The sequence below is a fragment of the Streptomyces sp. NBC_00490 genome (assembly GCF_036013645.1).
GTDB lineage: Bacteria > Actinomycetota > Actinomycetes > Streptomycetales > Streptomycetaceae > Streptomyces > Streptomyces canus_F.
On sequence record NZ_CP107869.1, the window covers coordinates 8,234,493 to 8,259,407 of the forward strand.

Annotated in this window: 22 protein-coding genes; 17 read left to right on the forward strand and 5 right to left on the reverse strand. The window is 72.4% G+C overall.

Annotated elements, in window-relative coordinates:
• Positions 1-51: 51 nt before the first annotated feature.
• Both OG381_RS37480 and map read right to left on the reverse strand, forming a co-directional pair.
• On the reverse strand, positions 52-588 hold the full coding sequence (locus tag OG381_RS37480; RefSeq protein WP_327720415.1) for a GNAT family N-acetyltransferase: 537 nt from the start codon (positions 586-588) through the stop codon (positions 52-54).
• A gap of 289 nt (positions 589-877) precedes the next feature.
• On the reverse strand, positions 878-1,651 hold the full coding sequence (gene map / locus OG381_RS37485; protein WP_327720416.1) for a type I methionyl aminopeptidase: 774 nt from the start codon (positions 1,649-1,651) through the stop codon (positions 878-880).
• Positions 1,652-1,683: 32 nt separating this feature from the next.
• Between map and OG381_RS37490 the strand changes: the two genes are divergently transcribed.
• From OG381_RS37490 to OG381_RS37530, 9 genes are all read left to right on the forward strand, one after another.
• On the forward strand, positions 1,684-1,935 hold the full coding sequence (locus tag OG381_RS37490) for a helix-turn-helix domain-containing protein (protein WP_327720417.1): 252 nt from the start codon (positions 1,684-1,686) through the stop codon (positions 1,933-1,935).
• Positions 1,936-2,072: 137 nt separating this feature from the next.
• Positions 2,073-3,641, forward strand: coding sequence for a hypothetical protein (locus tag OG381_RS37495; RefSeq protein WP_327720418.1), 1,569 nt, complete (start codon positions 2,073-2,075; stop codon positions 3,639-3,641).
• Positions 3,642-3,799: 158 nt separating this feature from the next.
• Positions 3,800-4,642, forward strand: coding sequence for a nitrilase-related carbon-nitrogen hydrolase (locus OG381_RS37500; protein WP_327720419.1), 843 nt, complete (start codon positions 3,800-3,802; stop codon positions 4,640-4,642).
• Positions 4,639-5,928 carry an aspartate aminotransferase family protein gene (locus OG381_RS37505; protein WP_327720420.1) on the forward strand — a complete coding sequence of 430 codons (1,290 nt, stop codon included), beginning with the start codon at positions 4,639-4,641 and terminating at the stop codon, positions 5,926-5,928. The genes OG381_RS37500 and OG381_RS37505 overlap by 4 nt, the downstream gene beginning before the upstream one ends.
• A 38-nt stretch (positions 5,929-5,966) precedes the next feature.
• Complete coding sequence (locus OG381_RS37510; protein WP_307024067.1) at positions 5,967-7,508, forward strand: PucR family transcriptional regulator; 1,542 nt, start codon at positions 5,967-5,969, stop codon at positions 7,506-7,508.
• Positions 7,509-7,663: 155 nt separating this feature from the next.
• Positions 7,664-8,506 (forward strand): nitrilase-related carbon-nitrogen hydrolase, encoded by an 843-nt coding sequence (locus OG381_RS37515; protein ID WP_327720421.1) that lies wholly within the window; start codon positions 7,664-7,666, stop codon positions 8,504-8,506.
• A gap of 81 nt (positions 8,507-8,587) precedes the next feature.
• A complete protein-coding gene (gene hydA / locus OG381_RS37520) occupies positions 8,588-9,991 on the forward strand; it encodes a dihydropyrimidinase (protein WP_327720422.1) in 1,404 nt (467 codons plus the stop codon).
• An 11-nt stretch (positions 9,992-10,002) separates the two neighbouring features.
• A complete protein-coding gene (locus OG381_RS37525) occupies positions 10,003-11,022 on the forward strand; it encodes a TIGR03842 family LLM class F420-dependent oxidoreductase (RefSeq protein ID WP_327720423.1) in 1,020 nt (339 codons plus the stop codon).
• A 155-nt stretch (positions 11,023-11,177) separates the two neighbouring features.
• Entirely contained in the window at positions 11,178-12,734 is a 1,557-nt protein-coding gene (locus OG381_RS37530; protein WP_327720424.1) for an NCS1 family nucleobase:cation symporter-1, read from the forward strand.
• 24 nt (positions 12,735-12,758) lie between these two features.
• Here OG381_RS37530 and OG381_RS37535 read toward each other — a convergent pair whose 3' ends face one another.
• Together OG381_RS37535 and OG381_RS37540 are read right to left on the reverse strand one after the other, a co-directional pair.
• Positions 12,759-13,415, reverse strand: a complete 657-nt coding sequence (locus tag OG381_RS37535; protein WP_327720425.1) for a hypothetical protein — start codon at positions 13,413-13,415, stop codon at positions 12,759-12,761.
• A 150-nt stretch (positions 13,416-13,565) separates the two neighbouring features.
• On the reverse strand, positions 13,566-14,570 hold the full coding sequence (locus tag OG381_RS37540) for a carboxymuconolactone decarboxylase family protein (RefSeq protein ID WP_327720426.1): 1,005 nt from the start codon (positions 14,568-14,570) through the stop codon (positions 13,566-13,568).
• Positions 14,571-14,737: 167 nt separating this feature from the next.
• Between OG381_RS37540 and OG381_RS37545 the strand changes: the two genes are divergently transcribed.
• The 7 genes from OG381_RS37545 (at position 14,738) to OG381_RS37575 (ending at position 22,287) form a co-directional block, all read left to right on the forward strand.
• Complete coding sequence (locus OG381_RS37545) at positions 14,738-15,841, forward strand: sensor histidine kinase (protein WP_327720427.1); 1,104 nt, start codon at positions 14,738-14,740, stop codon at positions 15,839-15,841.
• Positions 15,838-16,497 (forward strand): response regulator transcription factor, encoded by a 660-nt coding sequence (locus OG381_RS37550; protein ID WP_327720428.1) that lies wholly within the window; start codon positions 15,838-15,840, stop codon positions 16,495-16,497. Before OG381_RS37545 ends, OG381_RS37550 begins: the two co-directional genes overlap by 4 nt.
• Positions 16,498-16,540: 43 nt before the next feature.
• Complete coding sequence (locus OG381_RS37555; RefSeq protein WP_327720429.1) at positions 16,541-17,368, forward strand: class I SAM-dependent methyltransferase; 828 nt, start codon at positions 16,541-16,543, stop codon at positions 17,366-17,368.
• A 49-nt stretch (positions 17,369-17,417) separates the two neighbouring features.
• Positions 17,418-19,244, forward strand: a complete 1,827-nt coding sequence (locus OG381_RS37560) for a gamma-glutamyltransferase family protein (RefSeq protein ID WP_327720430.1) — start codon at positions 17,418-17,420, stop codon at positions 19,242-19,244.
• A gap of 115 nt (positions 19,245-19,359) precedes the next feature.
• Positions 19,360-20,205 (forward strand): inositol monophosphatase family protein, encoded by an 846-nt coding sequence (locus OG381_RS37565; protein ID WP_327720431.1) that lies wholly within the window; start codon positions 19,360-19,362, stop codon positions 20,203-20,205.
• A gap of 166 nt (positions 20,206-20,371) precedes the next feature.
• A complete protein-coding gene (locus tag OG381_RS37570; protein WP_327720432.1) occupies positions 20,372-21,781 on the forward strand; it encodes a phytoene desaturase family protein in 1,410 nt (469 codons plus the stop codon).
• On the forward strand, positions 21,778-22,287 hold the full coding sequence (locus OG381_RS37575; RefSeq protein WP_327720433.1) for an O-acetyl-ADP-ribose deacetylase: 510 nt from the start codon (positions 21,778-21,780) through the stop codon (positions 22,285-22,287). The genes OG381_RS37570 and OG381_RS37575 overlap by 4 nt, the downstream gene beginning before the upstream one ends.
• Before the next feature lie 79 nt (positions 22,288-22,366).
• Here OG381_RS37575 and OG381_RS37580 read toward each other — a convergent pair whose 3' ends face one another.
• Entirely contained in the window at positions 22,367-22,903 is a 537-nt protein-coding gene (locus OG381_RS37580; RefSeq protein ID WP_327720434.1) for a hypothetical protein, read from the reverse strand.
• Between the two features lie 247 nt (positions 22,904-23,150).
• Here OG381_RS37580 and OG381_RS37585 point away from each other — a divergent pair, with 247 nt between their 5' ends.
• Positions 23,151-24,893, forward strand: a complete 1,743-nt coding sequence (locus OG381_RS37585) for a SpoIIE family protein phosphatase (RefSeq protein ID WP_327720435.1) — start codon at positions 23,151-23,153, stop codon at positions 24,891-24,893.
• The last annotated feature ends 22 nt before the right edge of the window (positions 24,894-24,915 follow it).

Sequence of the window (24,915 nt, forward strand, 5' to 3'; positions counted from 1 at the left end):
GACGCCTCGCCGATCGACGTGCCGGGGTCGGGTAACCCACGTGGCTGTCGGCTACACCTCTGGCCCGTCCTCGCCCGGACGACCCACCTGTGCCGCGGACCAGGTGTACTCCACCTCGTCCACCACGAGGTCCGGGGCCAGCCGCAGCGGGCGCTCGGCCGTGCGCAGGCCGCCTTGGCGCTCGTAGAACACGATCGCACGATCGTTGCCCCGCAGCACCTCCAGGAAGACGTCCCGGCCCGGGTGCGCGGCGGCCGCCCAGGCGAAGCCGCGACGCAGCAGGCTCCGGCCGAGACCGGTGCCGACGCGGTCCGGGCGGACATGCAGGTTGTCGACGTGGACACGACCGTCCGCCACGGTGCGCAGGTAGAGGAAACCGTGCAGCTCACCGTCCTCGTACGCGACGAGAAGCAGCTGGTCGGGACCGAGCGAGGCGGTCCGGGCCCGCCACTGCGCGCGGTGCTCCTCGGCCACCGGGCCGTGCAGATAGGAGGCGGGCAGGAGCGCGGCGTACGCACTGCGCCAGCTGGCCGTGTGCAGCGCGGCGATACGGTCGGCGTCGGCGGCGGTCCCCGGTGCGATGGGCATGGGGCAGGGTAACTCCCGTCCGCGGCAGGGCTGTACGGGCGGCGAGGGCGTGACCCGCATGCCGCCGGGACGCGGGGGCGGTGGTCCGGGGCGGGCGTCCTCGGCGCCGTCACGGTCACGCGCCCCGTCGGCGGCCACGTGGCACGACGGGGTCGTCCGCCACGTGGCAGGCCGCGGCGGCGTAGGCCATCCGTCCCACTGCCGGGCCTCGGCCCCCCGCGGTTTTCCTGGCGGGCGGTGCGACGGGTCTGCCGATCCGGGCGCCCCGGACCCGGAGACCAGGCGCCCGTCAGTCCGCTCGTGCCGTCAGGATCCTCGGGCCCGATTCCGTGATCGCCACCGTGTGTTCGGCGTGTGCCGCGCGTGAGCCGTCGTTGGTGCGCAGGGTCCAGCCGTCCGCGTCCGCGTGGTAGCCGTCCGTGCCGCCGCCGATCAGCATCGGCTCGATCGCCAGGACCATGCCGTGGCGCAGCTTCATGCCGCGGCCGGGGCGCCCCTCGTTGGGCACCCCCGGGTCCTCGTGCATCCGGCGGCCGATGCCGTGGCCGCCGAAGCCGTCCGGGATGCCGTACCCGCCCTCGCGGCACACCGTGCCGATCGCGTGCGCGATGTCGCCGATGCGGTTGCCGACGACGGCCGCCGCGATACCGGCGGCGAGGGCCCGCTCCGCCGTCTCGATCAGGCGCACGTCGGCCGGGCGCGGTGTGCCGACCGTGAAACTGAGCGCCGAGTCGCCGACCCAGCCGCCCAGTTCGGCGCCGAAGTCCATCGAGACCAGGTCGCCGTCGCGCAGTTTGTAGCGGGTCGGGATGCCGTGCACGATCGCGTCGTTCACGGAGGCGCAGAGGACGGCCGGGAAGGCGGTCGGCGCGAAGGAGGGCCGGTAGCCGAGGAAGGGCGAGGTCGCGCCCGCCTCCCGCAGCACGTCGTGCGCCACCTCGTCCAGCTCCAGCAGGGAGACGCCCACGTCGGAGGCCTTGCGCACGGCCGTGAGGGCACGCCCCACGACCTGTCCGGCCTCGTACATGGCGTCGATCGATGTGTCCGTCTTCAGCTCCACCATGCCAATTACTATACCGGTATTAGAATGGTGTCATGGTACGCACCCCACTGACCCAGGCAGAGCGTGAACGCGGCGAGCGGCTCGGCCGGTTTCTGCGCGAGGCCCGCGGCGGCCGCAGCATGGCCGACGTCGCGGCATGTGCGGGCATCTCCGCGGAGACCCTCCGGAAGATCGAGACCGGCCGGGCGCCGACGCCCGCGTTCTTCACGGTCGCCGCCCTGGCGGGAGCGCTGGGGCTGTCCATGGACGACCTCGTGGTGAGGTGCGTGCTGGTGCCCGCCTGACGGCGGGCGGGGCGCACAGCGTCGGACGGCCCGGCCGGGGATCTTTGCGCCCGGTTCGCAAAGCCGCTGTAGCCGCGCCGTAACACAACTGGTGTTTTCTACGGACCGGAGTACTCCGGTCTGGCGGGAGTTGTGCGATGGCAGTGGATCAACTCCCGGGTCGGGTGCGCGAGTTCGCGAACTACCTGAACGGTCTGCTGGCGCGCCTGGACCAGGGCGGCGGCTGGTGCGCGGTGTTCTGGCAGCGCGACCCCGACGGCATGCGGGCCTGTCTCGAGGGGCGTGAAGTGCCGCCCTGGGACGTGGTGGAGGCGCTGCTCCAGGACCTGGCCACCGAGTACGGCCCGGGCGCCGCCACCGCCGAGGCCGAACACGCCAGGGTGCTGCATGCCGCGGCGCTGTCCGCGTTCGACGCCCGGCCCGGTGGCCGGGACGCCCTCGGTGACCGGCTCGACGTCATGCTCCGCGAACAGCGCTACGCCGCCGAACGCCAGGCGCAGTTGGGTCACGCGCTGGCCGCCGCCACCTCCCAGGAACAGGCCGACGCCCTCCGCCTCGACCTCGCCTGGGCCCGCGACGACCACGAACGGGCGACCGTCCGCTGCGCTGAACTCCGGTCCCGGATACAGCAATTGGACCACCGCTCGGCGGAGGGCCGGGCCCAGGCGATCCGCCGCGGCCGCATCGGCGGTGTGTTCCGCATCGAGAGCGAGTACGGCCCGGGTGACGCGGACGACGCGGACCGGCAGGGCGGCCGGGTCCCGGACATGCCGCAACAGCGCGACGCGGGTACGGCCGCGGAGACGACGGTCCGGCACGAGGACACGGGGTGGGGTGACGGGTGGGGCGGGCAGGATGCCGGTTCCGCGACCGGCGCCCACGACGCTCCGGAAGCCGCCGGGGGACCCGGGTGGGCCAGGACGCCGGACACGGACACCGTCGACGTGCCCCCCGCCGCCGAACCCACCCCCAAGCAGCGCAGACGCCGTCGCGGCGGCGCCCGCTTCGCCGGGATCGCCGAGGAGGAGACCGCCCCCGTCGTCGTACCGCCCGCCGCCGAGCCCGCCCCGCCCGTGCCCGCCGCCCGCACCCGCCGTACTCCGCGGGGTGCCCGGTTCGCCGGGGCCGCGGACGAGCCCGAGGTGCGCCCGGAGCCGCAGACCGAGCCGGTGGACGCGGGGGCCGGGCGGGAGGTCGTCCAGACCGTCGAGACGCTGGTGCGGCTGCGTGCGGAGGGGCGCAGCGGTGAGGCGCACGCGCTGCTCGTCGAGGCCGCCCACTGGCCCGCCGCCCGCTTCCCGCGGCTCGCCGGCGAACTCCAGCGCGCCGGGCTCGGGCACGACTGGGCGAGCCTGCTCTGGGAGGCCGCCTCGCTGCCCGCCGACCGGCTGGTCGCCGCGGCGGACGCGTTGGTCGAGGCCGGGCGCGGCGGGGACGGGGAGCAGATCCTGCGCCAGGGCGTGGCCCGGCCCGCCGAGGAGATCGGCGCCGCCGTGCTGGGCCTGACCGCCGAGGGCCGCCGCCGCGAGGTGCGGGCGCTGCTCGACGCCTACGTCCGCGTCCGCACCCCCGAGGAAGCGGCCCGCAGTGCCGCCCCCGGCCCGGCGACCCTCGTGCCCCTGCTGCTGGAGGCCGCCCGGGGTGTCTCGGAGGAGCGTCACTGGGACCTCGTCCACGCCCTGAGGGTCGCGGGCTTCACCGCCTGACCGGCGGGGCCGATCACCCACGAGAGTGTGAAACGTGATCGACTCAGCGGGTTAACGACGATGGTCTTGGCAAGGCTGCCGGGGAGGCTTACTTTCGACCCTCTACGGCCTGTGTCTACGGGCGTAGAGGCTCTGAGGTCCCGTCGAAGGAGCAGCTCATGGCCAATGTCGTACGTGCCGCCCTGGTCCAGGCCACCTGGACCGGCGACACCGAGTCCATGGTGGCGAAACACGAGGAGTACGCCCGGGAGGCGGCCCGGCAGGGTGCGAAGATCATCGGGTTCCAGGAGGTCTTCAATGCCCCCTACTTCTGTCAGGTCCAGGAACCCGAGCACTACCGCTGGGCCGAGCCGGTGCCCGACGGGCCGACCGTCGTTCGTATGCAGGAGCTCGCCCGCGAGACCGGCATGGTGATCGTCGTACCGGTCTTCGAGGTCGAGCAGTCCGGCTTCTACTACAACACCGCGGCCGTGATCGACGCGGACGGCACCTTCCTCGGCAAGTACCGCAAACACCACATCCCCCAGGTCAAGGGCTTCTGGGAGAAGTACTACTTCAAGCCGGGCAACGTCGGCTGGCCCGTCTTCGACACCGCCGTGGGCAAGGTCGGCGTCTACATCTGCTACGACCGGCACTTCCCGGAGGGCTGGCGGCAACTCGGCCTCAACGGTGCCCAGTTGGTCTACAACCCGTCGGCCACCCACCGCGGGCTCTCCTCCCACCTCTGGCGCCTGGAACAGCCCGCCGCGGCCGTCGCCAACGAGTACTACGTCGCCGCGATCAACCGGGTCGGCGTCGAGGAGTACGGCGACAACGACTTCTACGGCACGTCGTACTTCGTGGACCCGCGCGGCCAGTTCGTGGGGGACACCGCCAGCGACAAGGTGGAGGAGCTCGTCGTCCGGGACCTCGACTTCGACCTCATCGAAGAGGTACGGCAGCAGTGGGCCTTCTACCGGGACCGACGGCCCGACGCCTACGAGGGGCTGGTGCAGCCGTGACCGACAAGGACCTGCTGGGCCGCCACCGGTCCGTCCTGCCCGACTGGCTCGCCCTCTACTACCGGGACCCGCTGGAGATCACCCACGGCGAGGGCCGCCACGTCTGGGACGCCGCGGGCAACAAGTACCTCGACTTCTTCGGCGGCATCCTGACCACGATGACCGCCCACGCACTGCCCGAGGTCACCAAGGCGGTGAGCGAACAGGCCGGGAGGATCATCCACTCGTCCACGCTCTACCTCAACCGGCCCATGGTGGAACTGGCCGAGAGGATCAGCCAGCTGTCCGGGATCCCGGACGCCCGGGTCTTCTTCACCACCTCCGGCACCGAGGCCAACGACACCGCCCTGATGCTCGCCACCACCTACCGGCGCAGCAACACGATCCTGGCGATGCGCAACAGCTACCACGGCCGTTCCTTCAGCGCGGTCGGCATCACCGGCAACCGCGGCTGGTCCCCGACGTCGCTCTCCCCGCTCCAGACGCTCTACGTCCACGGAGGCGTGCGGACGCGCGGCCCGTACGCCTCCCTCGGCGACGACGAGTTCATCGCGGCCTGCGTCGACGACCTGACCGACCTGCTCGGTCACACCCGCCCGCCCGCCGCCCTGATCGCCGAGCCCATCCAGGGCGTCGGCGGCTTCACCTCACCGCCGGACGGCCTGTACGCCGCCTTCCGCGAGGTGCTCGCCGAGCGCGGCATCCTGTGGATCGCCGACGAGGTGCAGACCGGCTGGGGCCGCACCGGCGACCACTTCTGGGGCTGGCAGGCACACGCCTCCTCGGGGCCGCCGGACATCGTCACCTTCGCCAAGGGCATCGGCAACGGCATGTCCATCGGCGGGGTCGTGGCCCGCGCCGAGATCATGAACTGCCTGGACTCCAACAGCATCTCCACCTTCGGCGGCACCCAGGTCACCATGGCGGCCGGTCTCGCCAACCTGTCGTACCTCCTGGAACACGACCTCCAGGGCAACGCCCGGCGGGTCGGCGGGCTGCTCATCGAGCGGCTGCGGGCCGTCACCGCGCAGATTCCCGGCGTACGGGAAGTGCGCGGGCGCGGGCTGATGATCGGCATCGAGCTCGTCAAGCCCGGCACCGACCAGGCCGACCCGGACGCGGCGAGCGCCGTGCTGGAGGCGGCCCGCGAGGGAGGGCTGCTGCTCGGCAAGGGCGGCGGCCACAACACCAGCGCCCTGCGCGTCGCCCCGCCCCTGTCCCTCACCGTCGCGGAGGCCGAGGAGGGCGCCGCGATCCTCGAGAACGCTCTGAGGAGCATCCAGTAGCAGGACCGACAGCAGGACAGAGCAAGGGACCGACCGCCATGACCACCGCCTTGGACCACCTGGAACCGGCCCTGTCCGTACGCCAGGTCCTCACCCTGGAACGGGTGCTCGCCGGGGAACCCGAGGTGGTGGCCGGCGCGGCCCAGCTCGACCGGGCCGTGCGCTGGGTGCATGTCGCCGAGGCACCCGACGTCGGCGTCATGCTCACCGGCGGGGAGATGGTCCTCACCACCGGGGTGCTGCTCGCCGGCGACGAGGGCGCCCAGGCCGAGTACATCCAGTCCCTGCACCGCGCGGAGGCCGCCGCGGTCGTGCTGGGCCTCGGGCGGGCGTTCCCGGCTCCGCCGGACGTGATGCGGCGGGCCGCCGAGCGGTGCGGGCTGCCCATGGTCGTCCTGCACCGGCCCTTCCCCTTCGCCGAGCTGACGGAGGAGGTGCAGTCCCGGCTGGTGCGGCGCAAGTTCGCCGCCGTCAGCCTCTCCGAGGCCGTGCGCACCAGCCTCACCGGGCTCATCACCGCCGGCGCCCCGCTGCAACGGCTGCTCGACGACGTCGCCCAGCACAGCGCCTGTCCGGTCGTGGTCACCAACCTCGCCCACCGCGTCCTCGCCACGGCGGGGGAGCGGCCGGCCGTGGACGACGTGCTGCGGGACTGGGAGCGCATCGCCCGCCAGGCCGGCGGCAGCGAGGGCGACGGCTGGATCCGCGCCGAGCTGGGCGGGCGCGGAGAGCGGTGGGGGCAGATCCTGCTGTGCGGGTACCGCGGGGACACCGCCACCGGGCGGCTGCTCGCCGACCGGGCCGCCGAGGCCCTGGTCCTGCACCGCATGCTCGCCGGGAACTCCGCCCACACCTGGGAGGAGCAGTCCGCGCAGAGCCTGCTGACCGACCTGGTCAGCGGGGTCGTCCCGGCGAGACAGCTGCTGCCGCGGGCGCGGGCGGCCGGACTGCCCGTCAACCGGCGGACCTTCGTGCCCCTGGTCGTCAGGGACGGTGACCCGGCCGAACTCGACCGCGTACTGCGGCTGTTGGGGCTGCCCGGCATCGTCGCCGAGCTCGCCGACGGGGCGACCGCCGTACTGCTGAGCCTGGCCCGGGACCAGGACGCGGCGGTCCTGACGGCGAACTTCGCGGCCCGGCTGACGGAGACGGTGGTGGCGGCGGCCGACCCCCGCACGGACTGGGACGACGTCCCCGCCGGAATGCGGGAGGCCCGGCACGTCGCGGACGCCGTCGCCTCCGGAGTGCTCGACCTCCCGGCCGTCGTACGCCTGAAAGACGTCCATCTGCGCGGTCTGATACGGCTGTTGCGCGACGACCCGCAGGTGCAGTCCTTCGCGGAGCGGGAACTGGACGGACTGCTCCGCGGGGCGGGCGAGGGCCTGCTCGCCGTCCTGCGGACGTATCTGGCCACCGGCCGCAACAAGTCCCGCACCGCCCAGCTCCACCACGTCTCGCGCCCCGCGCTGTACCGGCGCCTCGAAGCGATACAGACCCGGCTCGGGGTGGACCTCGACGACTTCGAACAGGCCGCCTCGGTGCACATCGCGCTCCTCGCGCACGACGCGCAACAGGGCTGAAACATGCCACGACCTGGGAAAACGGCGGTGAAACATGGGCCCACGACAGGGTGACACCGTGGCACGCCGAGCGCCCGCAGACGTGACACCGTGCAACTCAAAGCCTGCTTTCGGACTTTCTAGCCTTCTCGCACACCTAGCGACCGGAGGTCCCGATGAGCAGAGTGATTCGTGCCGCCCTTTTCCAGACCGCGTGGACGGGCGACAAGGAGTCGATGATCCAGGTACACGAGCAGGCGGCCCGCGACGCGGCCGCGCAGGGTGCTCAGGTCCTGTGCTTCCAGGAGCTGTTCTACGGGCCGTACTTCTGCCAGGTCCAGGACAAGGCGTTCTACGAGTACGCCGAGCAGATCCCGGGCGGGCCGATCGTCAAGCGATTCCAGGCGCTGGCCAAGGAGTTGGGCATCGTCCTCGTCCTGCCCATGTACGAGGAGGAGCAGCCCGGCGTCCTCTACAACACCGCCGCCGTGATCGACGCGGACGGCTCGTACCTCGGCAAGTACCGCAAGCACCACATCCCGCAGGTGCCGGGCTTCTGGGAGAAGTTCTACTTCCGCCCGGGCAACAGCGGCTGGCCGGTCTTCGACACCAAGGTCGGCAGGATCGGCGTCTACATCTGCTACGACCGCCACTTCCCGGAGGGCTGGCGGGCGTTGGGCCTCGCGGGCGCCGAGATCGTCTTCAACCCCTCGGCCACCTCACGCGGCCTGTCCGCCTATCTGTGGCAGCTGGAGCAGCCGGCCGCGGCCGTCGCCAACGAGTACTTCGTCGGCGCGATCAACCGGGTCGGTGTCGAGGAGCTCGGCGACAACGACTTCTACGGGACGACCTACTTCGTCGACCCGGAGGCGCAGTTCGTGGGCGAGGTGGCCTCCGACAAGGAGACCGAGCTCGTCGTCCGCGACCTCGACCTCAACAAGCTCCGCGAAGTGCGCGACCGCTGGCAGTTCTACCGCGACCGCCGTCCCGACGCGTACGCCCCGCTGACCGCCCCGTAACCGTCCTGGACCGCCGTCGGTCCGAGCACGGGGGCCGGACCGGCGGCAACGATCGACTCGTACGACACCAGGAGAGGGAACATGAGTAGCCGTACCGTCATCCGCGGTGGCCTCGTCGTCACCGCGTCCGACGAGATCCACGCCGACGTCCTGATCGAGGACGGCCGTATCGCCGCCCTCGCCGCCTCCGGCACCCCGGCCGCCGAGGCCTGGAGTGCCGAGCGGACCATCGACGCCACCGGCAAGTACGTCATCCCGGGCGGCGTCGACGCCCACACCCACATGGAGCTGCCGTTCGGCGGCACCTTCGCCTCCGACACCTTCGAGACCGGCACCCGGGCGGCTGCCTGGGGCGGCACGACGACCATCGTCGACTTCGCCGTGCAGAGCGTGGGTCACTCGTTGCGCGAAGGGCTCGACGCCTGGCACGCCAAGGCCGAGGGCAACTGCGCCATCGACTACGGCTTCCACATGATCGTCTCCGACGTGAACCAGGACACGCTCAAGGAGATGGACCTGCTGGTCGAGGAGGGCGTCACCTCCTTCAAGCAGTTCATGGCCTACCCCGGGGTCTTCTACTCCGACGACGGCCAGATCCTGCGCGCCATGCAGCGCTCCGCCGAGAACGGCGGACTGATCATGATGCACGCCGAGAACGGCATCGCGATCGACGTGCTGGTGGAGCAGGCGCTGGCCCGCGGCGAGACCGACCCGCGCTACCACGGGGAGGTGCGCAAGGCGCTCCTGGAGGCCGAGGCCACCCACCGCGCCATCAAGCTCGCACAGGTCGCCGGAGCGCCCCTGTACGTCGTGCACGTCTCGGCCATGGAGGCAGTGGCCGAGCTGGCGCGGGCGCGCGACGAGGGTCTGAACGTCTTCGGCGAGACCTGCCCGCAGTACCTGTTCCTGTCGACGGACAACCTCGCCGAACCCGACTTCGAGGGCTCGAAGTACGTGTGCAGTACGCCCCTTCGTCCCAAGGAGCACCAGGCGAAGCTGTGGCAGGGCCTGAGGACCAACGACCTCCAGGTCGTCTCCACCGACCACTGCCCCTTCTGCTTCGTGGGCCAGAAGGAGCTCGGCCGCGGCGACTTCTCGAAGATCCCCAACGGTCTGCCGGGCGTCGAGAATCGTATGGACCTGCTCCACCAGGCCGTCGTCGACGGGCACATCAGCCGCCGCCGCTGGATCGAGATCGCCTGCGCCACCCCGGCCCGGATGTTCGGCATGTACCCGAAGAAGGGCACCATCGCCCCGGGCGCCGACGCCGACGTCGTCATCTACGACCCGCACGCCGAGCAGATCATCTCCGCCGAGACCCACCACATGAACGTCGACTACTCGGCGTACGAGGGCAAGCGCCTCACCGGCCGCGTCGAGACGGTCCTGTCGCGTGGCGAACTCGTCATCACCGAGCGGGAGTACACCGGGCACGCCGGGCACGGCACGTACACCCCGCGCTCCACCTGTCAGTACCTCACCTAGGAGTGGCGCACATGGACTTCGGACTCGTCCTGCAGACCGACCCGCCGGCCTCGAAGGTCGTCAGCCTGATGAAGCGGGCCGAGCGCAACGGCTTCACCTACGGCTGGACCTTCGACTCCGCCGTGCTCTGGCAGGAACCGTTCGTGATCTACAGTCAGATCCTCGCCAACACCTCCAAGCTGACGGTCGGCCCCATGGTCACCAACCCGGGCACCCGCACCTGGGAGGTCACCGCCTCCACGTTCGCCACCCTCAACGACATGTTCGGCAACCGCACGGTCTGCGGCATCGGGCGCGGCGACTCCGCGATGCGCGTCGCGGGCCGGGCCCCGAACACCCTCGCCCGCATCAGCGAGGCCATGAAGGTCATCAAGGCGCTCGGCTCGGGCAAGGAGGCGGACCTCGGGGGCACGGTCGTCAAGTTCCCGTGGATCAAGGAGGACGCCGAACTCCCCGTCTGGATGGCCGCGTACGGTCCCAAGGCGCTGAAGATGACCGGCGAGGAGGCCGACGGCTTCATCCTCCAGCTCTCCGACCTGTACCTCACCGAGTACATGGTCAAGGCGGTCAAGGACGCGGCCGTCGCCGCCGGGCGCGACCCCTCCGAGGTGAAGATCTGCGTGGCCGCCCCGGCCTACGTCACCGAGGACGACTCGCCCGAGGCGCTCGCCCACGCGCGCGACCAGTGCCGCTGGTTCGGCGGGATGGTCGGCAACCACGTGGCCGACCTGGTGTCCAAGTACGGCGAGCACTCCGCCGCCGTACCCGACGAACTCACCGACTACATCAAGGCCCGCGAGGGGTACGACTACTCCCACCACGGCCGCTCCGACAACCCCGACACCGCCTTCGTGCCCGACGAGATCGTCGACCGGTTCTGCGTCATCGGGCCCGTCGAGAAGCACATCGAGAAGCTCAACGCCCTGCGTGAGCTCGGTGTCGACCAGTTCGCCCTCTACGACATGCACGACGCGCAGGAGACCGTCATCGACGCCTACGGCTCGAAGGTGATCCCCGCCGTCAACGCCTGACCCCCACGGTCCCGTTCCCCCCGACCCCCCACACCTTGTCCCCCCTCTCCGTCCCGCCGTCCCGGGGCGGAGAGGGGTGGCGGGACCCGCCGTTCCCCGGTCCCGCCGGCCCCCGCACGGCCTATCCCGTCCCGCTCTCATCGATTGGCCTGCCCATGACCGACACAGTCCCCACGGGGTCGCCGATATCCCAGTCCGCCGGCCCCGACGGCCGGATCGAACTCAGCCCCGGGGCCTACCCCGCCGACAGTCCCTTCGCCAACGAGGACCTGCGTCCCGTACCGGTCTCCGAGCGCAAGTGGACGACGTACAACTTCGCGGCCCTGTGGATCTCCATGGCCCACTGCATCCCCAGCTGGACCCTGGCCTCCGGCCTGGTCGCGCTCGGCATGGACTGGAAGCAGGCCGTCTTCACCATCGCGCTGGCCAACATCATCGTGCTGCTGCCGATGCTGGCCACCGGGCACGCCGGACCCAAGTACGGCATCCCCTTCCCGGTCCTGGCCCGTGCCTCCTTCGGGCTGCGCGGCGCCAACGTCCCGGCACTGATCCGGGCGGCCGTGGCCTGCGGCTGGTTCGGCATCCAGACCTGGATCGGCGGCAGCGGCATCTTCGCGCTGGGCTCCAAGCTCACCGGCGGGCACTGGGAGAACGCGGGGCAGATCGCCGGCAACCCGTGGCCGCTGTGGCTGTGCTTCCTGCTCTTCTGGGCGCTGCAGATCGCGATCATCTACCGCGGCATGGACTTCCTGCGGCACTTCGAGAACTGGGCCGCGCCCTTCGTCATCGCCGGCGCGCTCGTGCTGCTCATCTGGATCGCCGTCAAGGCGGACGGCTTCGGCGCGCTCCTCGACCAGCCGTCCAAGCTGGGCTGGGGCGCCGACTTCTGGCCGGTCTTCTTCCCGTCCCTCATGGGCATGATCGGTTTCTGGGCCACTCTGTCCCTGAACATCCCCGACTTCACCCGCTTCGGCGCCAGTCAGAAGGCGCAGACGTGGGGCCAGACCCTGGGCCTGCCCACCACGATGACCCTCTTCGCGGTCCTCGCGGTGCTGGTCACCTCCGGCTCCGAGGCCATCTACGGCGAGGCCATCTGGGACCCGGTCGCGCTGGCCGCCAAGACGGACAACGCCTTCGGTCTGCTCTTCGCGCTCGTCATCGTGCTGGTCGCCACCGTCTCCGTGAACATCGCGGCGAACGTGGTCTCACCGGCGTACGACCTGTCCAACCTGGCCCCGAAGTTCATCAACTTCCGCACCGGCGCGCTGATCACGGGCGTCGTCGGCATCCTGATCTTCCCGTGGAAGCTGATCTCCACGCCGGAGTTCTACATCTTCACCTGGCTCGGTGTGGTCGGCGGTCTGCTCGGCACGGTCGCGGGCATCCTCATCGCCGACTACTGGATCGTGCGCAGGACGGTGCTGCACCTGGCGGACCTGTACACGCCCGGCGGGCGCTACTGGTACTCCAACGGCTGGAACTGGCGGGCGATCGCCGCCTTCCTGGTCGGCGGTGTCCTCGCGGTCGGCGGGTCGCACTCGGCCGTCGGCGCGGACGGGGTCAAGACGGGGCCGTTCCCGACCGACGGTCTGATCCCGTTCCTCAAGCCCCTGGCCGACTACGGCTGGGCCGTGGGCCTGGGCACCTCACTGGTGCTGTACGTCGCGCTGATGCTGCCGAAGGGCAGGGCGCAGGAGGGCATCCAGGTCTGATGTCCAGGACTGGGAGGGCGGTCGCTACTGACCGCCCTCCAGTGCTGCCACCGCGTCCTTGGCCGCCTTGATGGCGCCCTTGTTGATCACATCCGTGTCGGGCGCCTTCTTCGACTCGAAGTCGCTGCCGTTGTAGGTGATGATCACCAGCGCGTTGGAGGCCTGGACGACGACCGTGCCCTCGCGGGTCTGCTGCTTGTCCTCGGTGGTGAGGTTCACGACCGAGTAGCCCTGGTCGCCCACGCCCGGCACGTCCCCTCCGCCGCTCTTCTCCTTGACGCGCTCCTTGTACGAGGTCTGCGCCGCTTCGTCCGAGTCCATGATCTCGAAGGACACGTCGAGCCAGCGGTAGTCGTACCCCTTGAGCGCGTTCCAGGAGCAGGTGCGGCGGAGCTTCGTGTCCGTCGACGGGATCTCCTTGCCGGCCGCCTTGGCGCCCGGGACCAGGGACTTGATGTTCTGCGTGGAGACGCTGCCGCAGGGCGAGGGAGCCGCGGCGTACGTCTTCGAGGCCGCCGCCGTCGCCGGGGCCGACGCGGATCGCGTACCGCCGCCCTTGGACGCGGAGTCGTGGTCGGCGGTCGGAGCCGGTCCCGAGGAGAGCGACCAGCCCGCGGCGGCGAGCACGACGACCGGGGACAGACGCGCGGTCAGGGCGAGCGGCAGAGGAAGGGAACGCACAGGCGCACTTTTCCGTGGGGGACGGTGCGGAAGGTGTCCGCACTGCGGACGGGACGACAGTGTCACACGACTCCCTGTGGGGCGAAAGTGCCAACTCGCTCCGTACATGTGCGGTGACAGCGGCCTGTAGTTGACGCGTTGTGTGTCCTGTTATGTCCGCACGGAGTTGCGGGTGAACGCCGATTCGATCCGGTCGACCGCCAGGAACGCCCCGTACGCGACGAGGTGCACCAGACAGTGGTCGGAGTGCTCCGGGCGGCGCCAGGCGGCGACGTCCTCGTCGGTGATGCGGTACGGCGCGAGGGCGGCCAGCAGCGCGAGGCGGGCCCCGGGCCGCTCGCGCCGGTCGGGGAAGGGGTCCGGGGTGAGGGACGGGTGCGCTCCGTCCCAGTCCAGCAGGACCTCCTCCACGAGATCCTGGTCGTCGGTGTCGAGCAGGGCGCCACCCGCCATCGCCGCCCTGAGCAGCGCCGCGTAGGCGGGACCGACGGCCGTGCCACCCGCCCACGCGGGGGACTCACCGGGGTCGGGGAGGTCGAGCAGCGCGAGCGCGGCGCCGGGCCGGGCCGGGCGGCGTACGGCCCGGGCCAGCGTGCGGCCCGCGAGACTGCGGACCGCGCGGAAGCGCTGGACGTTGCCCGGCAGCAGGTTCTCGGTCACCAGCGCGGAGACGATCCGGTTGATGAAGTGGAAGGCGAGCGCGGTGCCGAGGTAGCCCGGGGCGTCCTCGCCCGGGAACGGATACGGCTCGGGGCCGAGGCCGCCCGGGACACGGGTCTGCTTTCCCCACTCCAGCACGCGCGCGTGCTCCTCGTTCTGGGGCCGCTCCCCGCGCGCCAGGCGTTCGGCCAGGGCGTGGTCGCCGGTGGCGTGCAGCAGCACGGTGTGCGCGTCCACGCAGAACGGACACCGGTTGGCGAGCGACACCCCGAGCGCCGCCAGCTCCTTGCCGGTGCGGCTGCCGGGGCCCGCGATCAACGACTCGCGCATCAGCGCCCAGGCGGGGGCGAGGAGTTCGGGGGCGGAGGAGAGGACCACGAAGGTGACCGGTTCGTCGATGCCGAACTCGCGGGCGAGCTGGTCGTAGACCTCGGCGACGCGACCGGTGGCCGCCCTGGGCGGCTGTGGCTCGGTGTAGCGGAAGGGTGTGGACATGGAGAGCAGCGTGCGCCGACCGGGTGCCCCCGGTCGTCGTACGTCCGAAGGGAGTTGACGCTGCGTCCGTGGGGCGGGAGGAGCCCGCCGTGTACTGCGGCGGGAGTAGTCGCAGAGTTGTCCACAGGGCTGACGCGGGTGTCGGCGGGGCCCTCTAGTGTGCGGACATGGGCGGGCACATGGTCACACACAAAGGGCTGGCCGACGCGGCGCTGGCGGTCGTGGTCGGCGCGTTGGCGATGACCACGGTCGCCTTCGACGGGGACAGGGGATGGCTGGACTACGCCCTGGTGGCGGTGAGTTCGGCCGCACTGGCCTTCTACCGGCCGGCCCCACGGGCGGTGCTGGCCGTCTCGACCGCCTCCGGCGCGGCGTACGTCCTGCACGCGCAGCCCGGACTGCCGGCCGCCCTGCCCGTCCTGGCCGCCGTGCACACGGCGGCCCGGGTGGGGCACCGGGGCTGGGCCCTGCTGGCGAGCGGGCTGTACCTGGCGGCGTACGTGGCGACGGGTCCGGCCACCCGGGACATCGTGGAGAACGCGGCGCTGCTCGCGGGCTGGTTCCTGTTCGCGGCCGTGACCGGCCTCGCCGACCGCAACTGGCAGGCGTATCTGCGCCAGACCGAACAGCGTGCCCTGGAGGCGGAACGCACCCGTGAGGAGGCCGCGCTGCGCCGGGCCGGTGAGGAACGCCTGCGGATCGCCCGTGAGTTGCACGACTCCCTCACCCACAGCATCTCGATCGTCAAGCTCCAGGCGGGCGTCGCGGTGCACCTCGCCCGCAAACGGGGCGAGGAGATACCGCCCGCCCTGCTGGCCATCCAGGAGGCGAGCGGCGAGGCCATGCGGGAACTGCGGTCCACGCTGGAGGTCCTGCGCACCGACGAGGTCGTCGGCACGCCCGCACTGCTGGTGGAGCGGGCGCGGGCCGCCGGCCTCGCGGTGGACCTGACGGTGACGGGCGAGGAGTGCGAGCTCGGCGCGACGGTCGAGAAGGCGGTGTACCGCACCGTGCAGGAGGCGCTGACGAACGCGGCACGGCACGCGGGGCCGGCGAAGGTGCGGGTGCGGCTCGCCTACGGGCAGGACCGGGTCACGGTGGCCGTGGAGGACGACGGGAACGCCGCCCCGGAGCGGCCCTTCGCGCCGGGCATCGGCCTGACCGGCATGCGGGAGCGGGTGACGGCGCTCGGCGGGACCCTGCACGCCGCCCCGCGCACGGAGGGCGGCTTCGCGGTGCGGGCCGAGCTGCCGGTGGGGGAGGCCGGATGATCCGGGTGGCGCTCGTCGACGACCAGGCGCTGATGCGGGCCGGGTTCCGGGCCCTGCTGGAGGCCGAGGACGGCATCGAGGTGGTCGGTGAGGCGGCCGACGGGGAACAGGGCCTGGCGCTGGTGCGGGCCGAGGTGCCCGACATCGCGCTGGTCGACGTGCAGATGCCGGTGATGACGGGCATCGAGGCGACACGCCGTATCGCCGCGGACCCCGCACTGACCGGGGTGCGCGTGGTGATCCTCACCAACTACGGCCTCGACAGCTATGTCTTCGAGGCGCTGCGCGCCGGCGCCAGCGGCTTCCTGCTGAAGGACACGGACCCGGCGGACCTGTTGCAGGCGATCGACGTGGTGGCGGGCGGCGAGGCGCTGCTGTCGCCGTCGGTCACCCGCACTCTGATCGGCGAGTTCGTCTCCAGACCCCCGGACCGCGCCACGGCCCCCGGCCTGGAGTGCCTCACCCCTCGCGAACGCGAGGTGACGGCCCTGGCCGCGCGCGGGCTGACCAACGAGGAGATCGCCGCGCACATGGTCATCAGCCCGTTCACGGTCAAGACGCACGTCAGCCGCGCGATGACGAAACTGGGGGCCCGGGACCGGGCCCAACTGGTCGTGTTCGCCTACGAGTCGGGGCTGGTACGGGCGCGCGAGTGAATTCCCGTTGCGTGGCAGAGGCACCGATCAGCACGCTGGTGCCATGACAGAGACGACACAGCCCCGGAAGCCCGCCGTCCGTGACGAGATCCTCGCCTACTACGCGCGCGGCGACGAGGACGCCCGCCTGCGGGACGGAGGGGGTTTCGCCGGGCGGCTGGAGTTCTGGCGTACACAGGACGTGCTGCGACGGCTGCTGCCCCCGACGCCGGCCCGGATCCTGGACGTCGGCGGCGGCAGCGGGGTGCACGCGGAGTGGCTGGTGCGGGACGGGTACGAGGTCGACCTCGTCGATCCCGTACCGCTCCACGTGGAGCAGGCGGCACGGATCCCCGGCGTCACCGCGCGCGCCGGTGACGCCCGCGAACTGCCCGCCGCCGACGCCGCCTACGACGTGGTACTGCTCCTCGGCCCGCTGTACCACCTGCCCGAACGCGCCGACCGCGTCAGGGCGTTGACGGAGGCCCACCGGGTGGTCCGGCCCGGTGGACCGGTGGTCGCGGCGACCATCAACCGGTTCGCGGGACTGCACGACCTGCTGCGCGCGGAACGCTACTTCGACCCGGCGCACCGCGCCCGCACCGACGCGGTCGGCGACCACGGGCGGCACGGCACCGAGGGCGGCCTGTTCACCACCGCCTACTTCGCCCGTCCCGACGAGGCGCCCGCCGAGTTCACCGACGCCGGGCTCACCGTCGACGGCCAGTACGGCCTGGAGGGCGCCGTCTGGCTGATGGGCGGCGTCGAGGACTGGCTGGACGACCCGGAACGCCGTGAGGCCGTCCTGGCGGCGAGCCGGCGCATCGAGTCGGAACCGACGCTCCTGGGGATCAGCGGACATCTCCTCACGGCGGGCACACGGCCCGCATAGCCTCCTTCGTACGATCATGTGCAGCGCCCCCGCAGTGAGGAGTCCGCCCGTGTTCACCACCCGCCCCACCCTCCAGGGCACCTTCGGCATGGTGTCCTCCACCCACTGGCTCGCCTCGCAGTCGGCGATGGCCGTCCTGGAGGACGGCGGCAACGCCTACGACGCGGCCGTGGCGGGGGCGTTCGTGCTGCACGTGGTCGAACCGCACCTCAACGGGCCCGCCGGGGAGGTGCCGATCCTGCTCGCCCCGGCGGGCGGCGAGGTACGGGTGCTGTGCGGACAGGGCGTCGCCCCGGCCGGAGCCTGCGTCGCGCACTACAAGGAGCTCGGGCTGGACCTCGTCCCCGGCACGGGACCCCTCGCGGCCGCCGTCCCCGGCGCCTTCGACGCCTGGATGCTCCTGCTCCGCGATCACGGCACCAAGCCCCTCGCCGAGGTCCTCCGGTACGCCATCGGGTACGCCGAGGACGGACACGCGCCCGTGGACAACGTCGGGGCGACCGTCGAGACCGTCCGGGAGCTGTTCGAGACCGAGTGGACCTCGTCCGCGGAGATCTACCTGCCCGGCGGACAGCCGCCCCGGCCCGGCGAGCTGTTCCGCAACCCCGCGCTGGCCGCCACCTGGAAGCGGCTGCTCGCCGAGGTGGACGCGGCGGGCGACCGGGTCGCACAGATCGAGGCGGCGCGGGACATCTGGCGGACCGGGTTCATCGGCGAGGCCCTCGTACGGCAGGCGCGACGGCCCACCCTGGACACCAGCGGCGAGCGGCACACCGGCACGCTGACGGCCGACGACCTCGCCGGGTGGTCCGCGACCTACGAGACCCCGGCGACGTACGACTGGAAGGGGTGGACGCTCTGCAAGGCCGGCCCCTGGAGCCAGGGCCCGGCGCTCCTCCAGCAACTCGCGCTGCTCCCGGCCGAGCTGCCCGCATACGGGTCCGCCGACTACGTCCACCTGCTGATCGAGGGCTGCAAGCTCGCCATGGCCGACCGCGAGGCCTGGTACGGCGACGCGGCCGACGTGCCGCTCGACGAACTGCTCACGGACGCGTACAACGCGCGGCGGCGGGCCCTGGTCGGCGACAAGGCCTCGTACGAACTGCGGCCCGGCAGCCCCGGCGGGCGCGCGCCCCGGCTGAGCGCGCACGCGCACGTGGTCACCACGGACGACCCCGGCTTCAGCCCCATGGGCGCGGGGGAGCCCACCGTCGCCAAGAGCCCGGCCTCCCCGGTGCCCGGCGAACCCGAGATCGCCGCCGACGGCACCACCCGCGGGGACACCTGCCACCTCGACGTCGTCGACCGCTGGGGCAACATGGTCGCCGCCACCCCCAGCGGCGGCTGGCTCCAGTCCAACCCCGTCGTGCCCGAACTGGGCTTCCCGCTCGGCACCCGGCTCCAGATGACCTGGCTGGAGGAGGGCCTGCCGAACTCGCTGACGCCGGGCCGCCGCCCCCGGACCACCCTCACGCCCTCGATCGCGCTGCGCGACGGCGTGCCCGTCATGGCCTTCGGCACCCCCGGCGGGGACCAGCAGGACCAGTGGCAGCTGCACTTCTTCCTCGCCGTCGCGCTGCGCCCGGCGGTGCGCGGGGGCCTCGACCTGCAAGGCGCGATCGACGCGCCCAACTGGCACAGCGACAGCTTCCCGGGGTCCTTCTACCCGCGCGGCATGCGGCCCGGCAGCGTGACGGTCGAGGCCCGGCTGGATGCCGGGATCGTCGAGGAGCTGCGGCGGCGCGGGCACGACGTGACGGTCGGCGACCCCTGGTCCGAGGGACGGCTGTGCGCGGTCGCCCGGGACCCGGAGACCGGGATCCTGTCGGCGGCGGCGAACCCGCGCGGGATGCAGGGGTACGCGGTGGGCCGCTGAGCCCACGCCCCGCCCGCTCCCGGCCGTTGATCCCATATCCCGGTATTCAGCGTGATTCCACCCACAGTCCACCCATCGGGTGGGGATTGTCAGTGGGGCGTGCTCTTATGGAGTCATGATCGACGACACGGAAACCATCGACGAGTTTCTCGCCCGCCACTCGGCCGACGTGGAGGAGGCCCTCCGCAAGGCCGCCGCGGCCGAGATCATGCCCCGCTTCCGTCAGCTCGCCGCGCACGAGGTCGACCAGAAGAGCGGACCGCACGACCTGGTGACGGACGCCGACCGGCTGGCCGAGCAGCACCTCACCGAAGCGCTCGGCGCCCTCCTGCCCGGCTCCGTCGTGGTCGGCGAGGAAGCGGTGCACGCCAACCCGGCCTCCTACGAGGCGATACGGGGCGACGCCCCGGTCTGGATCGTCGACCCGGTCGACGGGACACGGCAGTTCGTGCGCGGGGAGGACGGCTTCAGCACCCTCGTCGCACTCGCCCGGGGCGGCGTGCTGCACGCCTCCTGGATCTACGCGCCGGCTCGTGACCAACTCGCCACCGCCGTACGGGGCCAGGGCGCGTTCCTCGACGGCGAGCGGCTGTTCGCCGGACCGCCGGAGCCCGGCCGGGACCTCGAAGTGGCGACCTCCCACCCGGACTACACGACGGAAGAGCAGAAGCGCGCCCTGCTGGGGCTGTGGACGGACGGCATCGCTCCCCGCGCCTGCGGTTCCGCCGGCCTGGAGTATCTCGCCATCGCCCGTGGCCGGCTGGACGCCACCGCCTTCTCCTGGGAGGCGGCCTGGGACCATGCGGCGGGCCTGCTCCTCGTCGAGGAGGCGGGCGGCGCCCATCTGACCGTCACCGGAGAGCCGTTTCGCATCACCGGCGGCAACGCCCTGCCGTTCACCACGGCACGGGACGCGGCGACGGCACGGCGGATCACGGGGCTGCTGGCGGGCGGGGTCTGAGGCGCGGAACGGCGGGCAGGTGCGGCCGGTTCCGCGGTGCGGCCACCGAAGGTGACCGTCCGGACACCGTCCGCGCTCCAGTCCCCCGCGACCCTGGACCGACGGTGTCCCGTCCTATCCTGATCCAGTGGCCATCGGCTGACGAAGGAGTCCGAAGGTGCCGTCGATGCTTGACGCATGCGTGGTGGGTGCGGGACCCAACGGACTGACCGCTGCCGTGGAGCTGGCCCGCCGCGGCTTCTCCGTGGCCCTCTTCGAGGCGCGCGACACCGTCGGCGGGGGAGCCCGCACCGAGGAACTCACCCTGCCGGGCTTCCGGCACGACCCGTGCTCCGCGGCACACCCCCTGGGCATCAACTCGCCCGCCTTCCGCGCCCTTCCGCTGGAGCGGTACGGCCTGGAGTGGCTGCACGCCGACCTCCCCATGGCCCACCCCTTCACCGACGGCACCGCCGCCGTGCTGTCCCGTTCGGTCGCCGAGACGGCCGCCTCGTTCGGGCCGCGCGACGCGGGCGCGTACCGCAGACTGGTCGAGCCGTTCCTGCCCCGATGGGACACCCTGGTCCGGGACTTCATGTCGCTGCCGCTGACCGCGCTGCCCCGCGACCCGGTCACCCTCGCCCGCTTCGGCCTCGCCGGACTGCCCCCGTCGACCTGGCTGCTGCGCCGCTTCCGCGACGAGCGCGCCAAGGCGCTGTTCGCCGGTCTCGTCGCGCACGTCATGGCGCCCCTCTCCGGCTTCGCCACCGGCGCCATCGGCCTGGTCTTCGCGCTCGCCGCGCACGCGCGCGGCTGGCCCGTCGCCCGCGGCGGCTCCCAGTCGATCTCCGACGCGCTCGCGGCCTACCTCAAGGACCTCGGCGGCGCCATCCACACCGACTACGAGGTCAAACGCCTCGACGACCTGCCGCCCGCCCGCGCCTACATCTTCGACACCTCGCCCACCGCGCTGGCCCGCATCGCCGGCTTCGGCCGCTACTACGACACCTACCGGTACGGCCCCGGCGTCTTCAAGGTCGACTACGCCCTCGACGGCCCGGTGCCCTGGACCGCGCCGGAGCCCCGCACCGCCGGCACCGTGCAGATCGGCGCGAACACCGCCGAGATCAGCACCGCCCTGCGCGCGGCCTCCCGGGAGGGCAGGGCCCCCGACAGACCGTTCCTGATCACCGTGCAGCCCAGCGTGGTGGACCCCACCCGGGCCCCCGAGGGCAAACAGGTCTTCTGGGCCTACGGCCATGTCCCCAGCGGCTGGACCGGCGACCTCACCGACGCCGTCGAGCGCCAACTGGAGCGTTTCGCCCCGGGCTTCCGCGACCTGGTCCTGGCCCGCGCCACTGCGGGCCCGCCCGAACTGGCCGCCCGCAACGCCAACTACGTCGGCGGCGACATCGGCTCCGGAGCGGTCACCGGACTGCAGATCCTGCTGCGCCCCAAGCTGTCCCTGTCCCCGTACACCACCCCGCACCCGGCCGTCTTCATCTGCTCCTCCGCCACCCCGCCGGGCCCGGGCGTGCACGGCATGTCCGGGCACAACGCGGCGAAGGCGGCGTGGAGAAGGCTGCGCCAGACATGACTGCCCTCACGCTCGTCCAGGGCGACATCACCGGCGAGAGCGCCGACGCCGTCGTCAACGCGGCGAACTCCTCGCTGCTCGGCGGCGGAGGCGTCGACGGCGCCATCCACCGCCGCGGCGGCCCGGCGATCCTGGAGGACTGCCGCAGGCTGCGGGCCTCCCAGTACGGCAAGGGCCTTGCGACGGGCCGCGCGGTCGCGACCACGGCGGGCAATCTGCACGCCCGCTGGGTGATCCACACCGTGGGGCCCGTGTTCAGCCCGTCCGAGGACCGTTCCGGCCTGCTGGCCTCCTGCTACCGCGAATCCCTGCGCGTCGCCGACGAACTCGGCGCCCGTACCGTCGCGTTCCCCGCCATCTCCACCGGCGTCTACCGCTGGCCGATGCGGGACGCTGCCCGCATCGCCGTGGCGACGGTCCGGGCCGCGGAGACCGACGTCGAGGAGATCAGGTTCGTCCTGTTCGACGAGGACGCGTACGCGGCGTTCGCCGCAGAGGCCGGCTGACGCGGGCGACCGCACGCGACCGAACACACGCGACCGGGCCGCCCGGAGAGTCCGGGCGGCCCGGCAGGTGAAGCCGTCACTACGCCACGGGCAGCGCCGGCACCTCCGGAAGGCCGCCGCCGAGGAGCCCGGTGACCAGCCCCAGCACCGGGGACAGCAGACCGGTGACCGCGCTCAGCACTCCGCCGAGGTCGAGCGAGGTCAACGAGCTGATCAGACCCTGGACCGCGGACGTGAGCGAGGCCAGCAGGTCCCCCACGGGATCGGCCGCCACGGACCGGTCGGCGGGGCGGTCCAGCGTCTTCAGGCGCTCCTGGACGGTCGCGTTCCAGGCCCGCAACTCCTCCGCGTACGCGGCCGCCGCCTCCGGGTCGAGCCGGGTGCCGTCCGCCTCGCCGAGGACCGCGACCGTGTCGAGGAGGGGCGCCAGTGCGCCGTCGTGGCCGAGGACCGTGTCCGTCCCGGCGCCGACGCGCGGGGCGGCCTCGCTGATGCTCAGGCCCGGCACCGCTCGGCCCGCGTCACCGACGGCGGCGGCAGTGCCGACCGGCCCGAGGACCAGTGCCGCACAGACCAGGGGCGGCACGAGGAGGCCGCGGGAGACTAGGGCGCGCATGGAGTTCCTTTCGAAGCGCTGAAAGCTGCTGCTCTAGCGCCCACGGTGGGAACCGCCCCGGCACCCCGCAACCGATCACACCGCCCGCACCGGCCGCAGCGCGCCCCATCGGCGACGCTGACCAGGGCCTTTCCCGCAGAACGCGGCTCCTTACGGGTGTCAGCCCCACGTTCCGCCGTCAGAGGGTGCGGCGCGGCCGTCGTCGCCGGATCATGGAACCCACTGCCCTGGAGAACGGGAGGTTCCTGTGGGGTCGGACTTCCCCCTCCCACGGACCCTGCTGTCCGAGGACGTCGAGACGCTGCTGGCGGGCGCGACCGCGGAACTGGGGCGTGAATACCGCGTGCTGCGGGAGATCGTGGAGGGCGGAGCGGCGGCCGTGGCGGTCCTCGACACCCGGCTGCGCTACGTGTACGTCAACCCCCACATGGCCCGGATCGTGGGCGTACCGGCCGAGGACCAGCTGGGACGGACGCTCGCCGAGGTCATACCGGGAGTGGAGAGACCGGAGGAGGTGCCGGGGGCCGTGCTGCGGGACGGGCGGCCGCGCGATGTCCTCATCGCCGGGGACATGGGCGCCGGGACCTCCCGCACGCCGCGGGAGTGGCACAGCACGTACCACCGGCTCCAGAACGAGCGCGGCGAGATCGTCGGACTCGTGGCCATCGGCGTGGAGGTCACCGAGCCGCGCCGCTATCTCAACGAGCTGGAACGGGCCCACGGCCGGATGGCCATGCTGCACGCCGCCACCCTGCGCATCGGCACCACGCTGGACCTGGAGACCACCTGCCAGGAACTCGTCGACTTCGTCGTACGCGACCTCGCGGACGGGGCCTCGGTCGAGCTCGTCGTGGAGAACGAACCGGTGAGGTCCCCGCGGGCCCCCTCGGCCGGGGTGATGCGGATGCGGCGGGCCGCCGTGAGCGCCCGGCCGGAGCTCGCCGTGCGCCTCGGCGGACTGGCGGGCCCGGACGACGTGAACGACCACGGGCCGACGTCCCCCATGCGCCGCTGTCTGGAACGCGGGCGGCCCTTCGTGACCAGCCTGCCGACCCGGGTCCGACCCAGGGGGCCTTATGCGGAGCGGCTGGCGCGCTACCGCGCCGCCGGGATCCACTCCACCCTGGTCGTGCCCCTGCGCACCGACTCCCGCAGCGTGGGCGTCCTCGCCATGGTCCGGGCGGGCTCCTCGCCCGCCTTCACCGCCGAGGACGCCGTGGTGGCCCAGGAACTCGCGGGACGCGCCTCCCACGCCATGGAACGCGCCCAGCGCTACACCCGCGAACACACCATGGCCCTGGAGCTCCAGCGGGCCCTGCTCAGCGAGCCGACGCTGCCGCACCCGGACCTGGAGACCGCCTCCCGCTATCTCCCCGCCGACGACAGCGCGGTCGTGGGCGGCGACTGGTACGACTCGCTGGCGCTTCCGCAGGGCCGCAACCTGCTGGTCATCGGCGATGTCATGGGCCACGGTGTCGAGGCCGCGGTCGCGATGAGCCACTACCGCTCCATGCTGCGCGCCCTCGCCTCCTCCGGAATGCCCCTGCACGAGATGCTCGCCGCCGCCGACCGCATGGTCGCCGGGTCCGGCTTCGAACGCGTCGCCACCTGCCTGCTGGCGTTGGGCGACCCGGCCACGGACACGGTCAGCTACGCGAACGCCGGCCACCTGCCACCGCTGCGGATCCTGCCCGACGGCCGCGTGGAACTGGTCCCGCTGCCGGCCGGCCCACCGCTCGGCACCGGCATGGGCGTCTACGAGACGGTCTCCCGCCCGGGCGTCCCGGGCGGGGTGCTGCTCCTCTACACCGACGGCCTCGTGGAACGCCGGGGCGAGGACATCGACGTCTCCCTGCACCGGCTGACGGAACTGCGCCTGCCGCCCGGCGGAGGCCTGGACGAGATCCTCGACGGGATCCTCGCGCAGGCCGCGACAGGGTCGGCGCACGACGACATCGCCCTGCTGGCGGCCCGGACGCGGAGGGTGTGAGCGGGCCGGGCACAGGACGCCC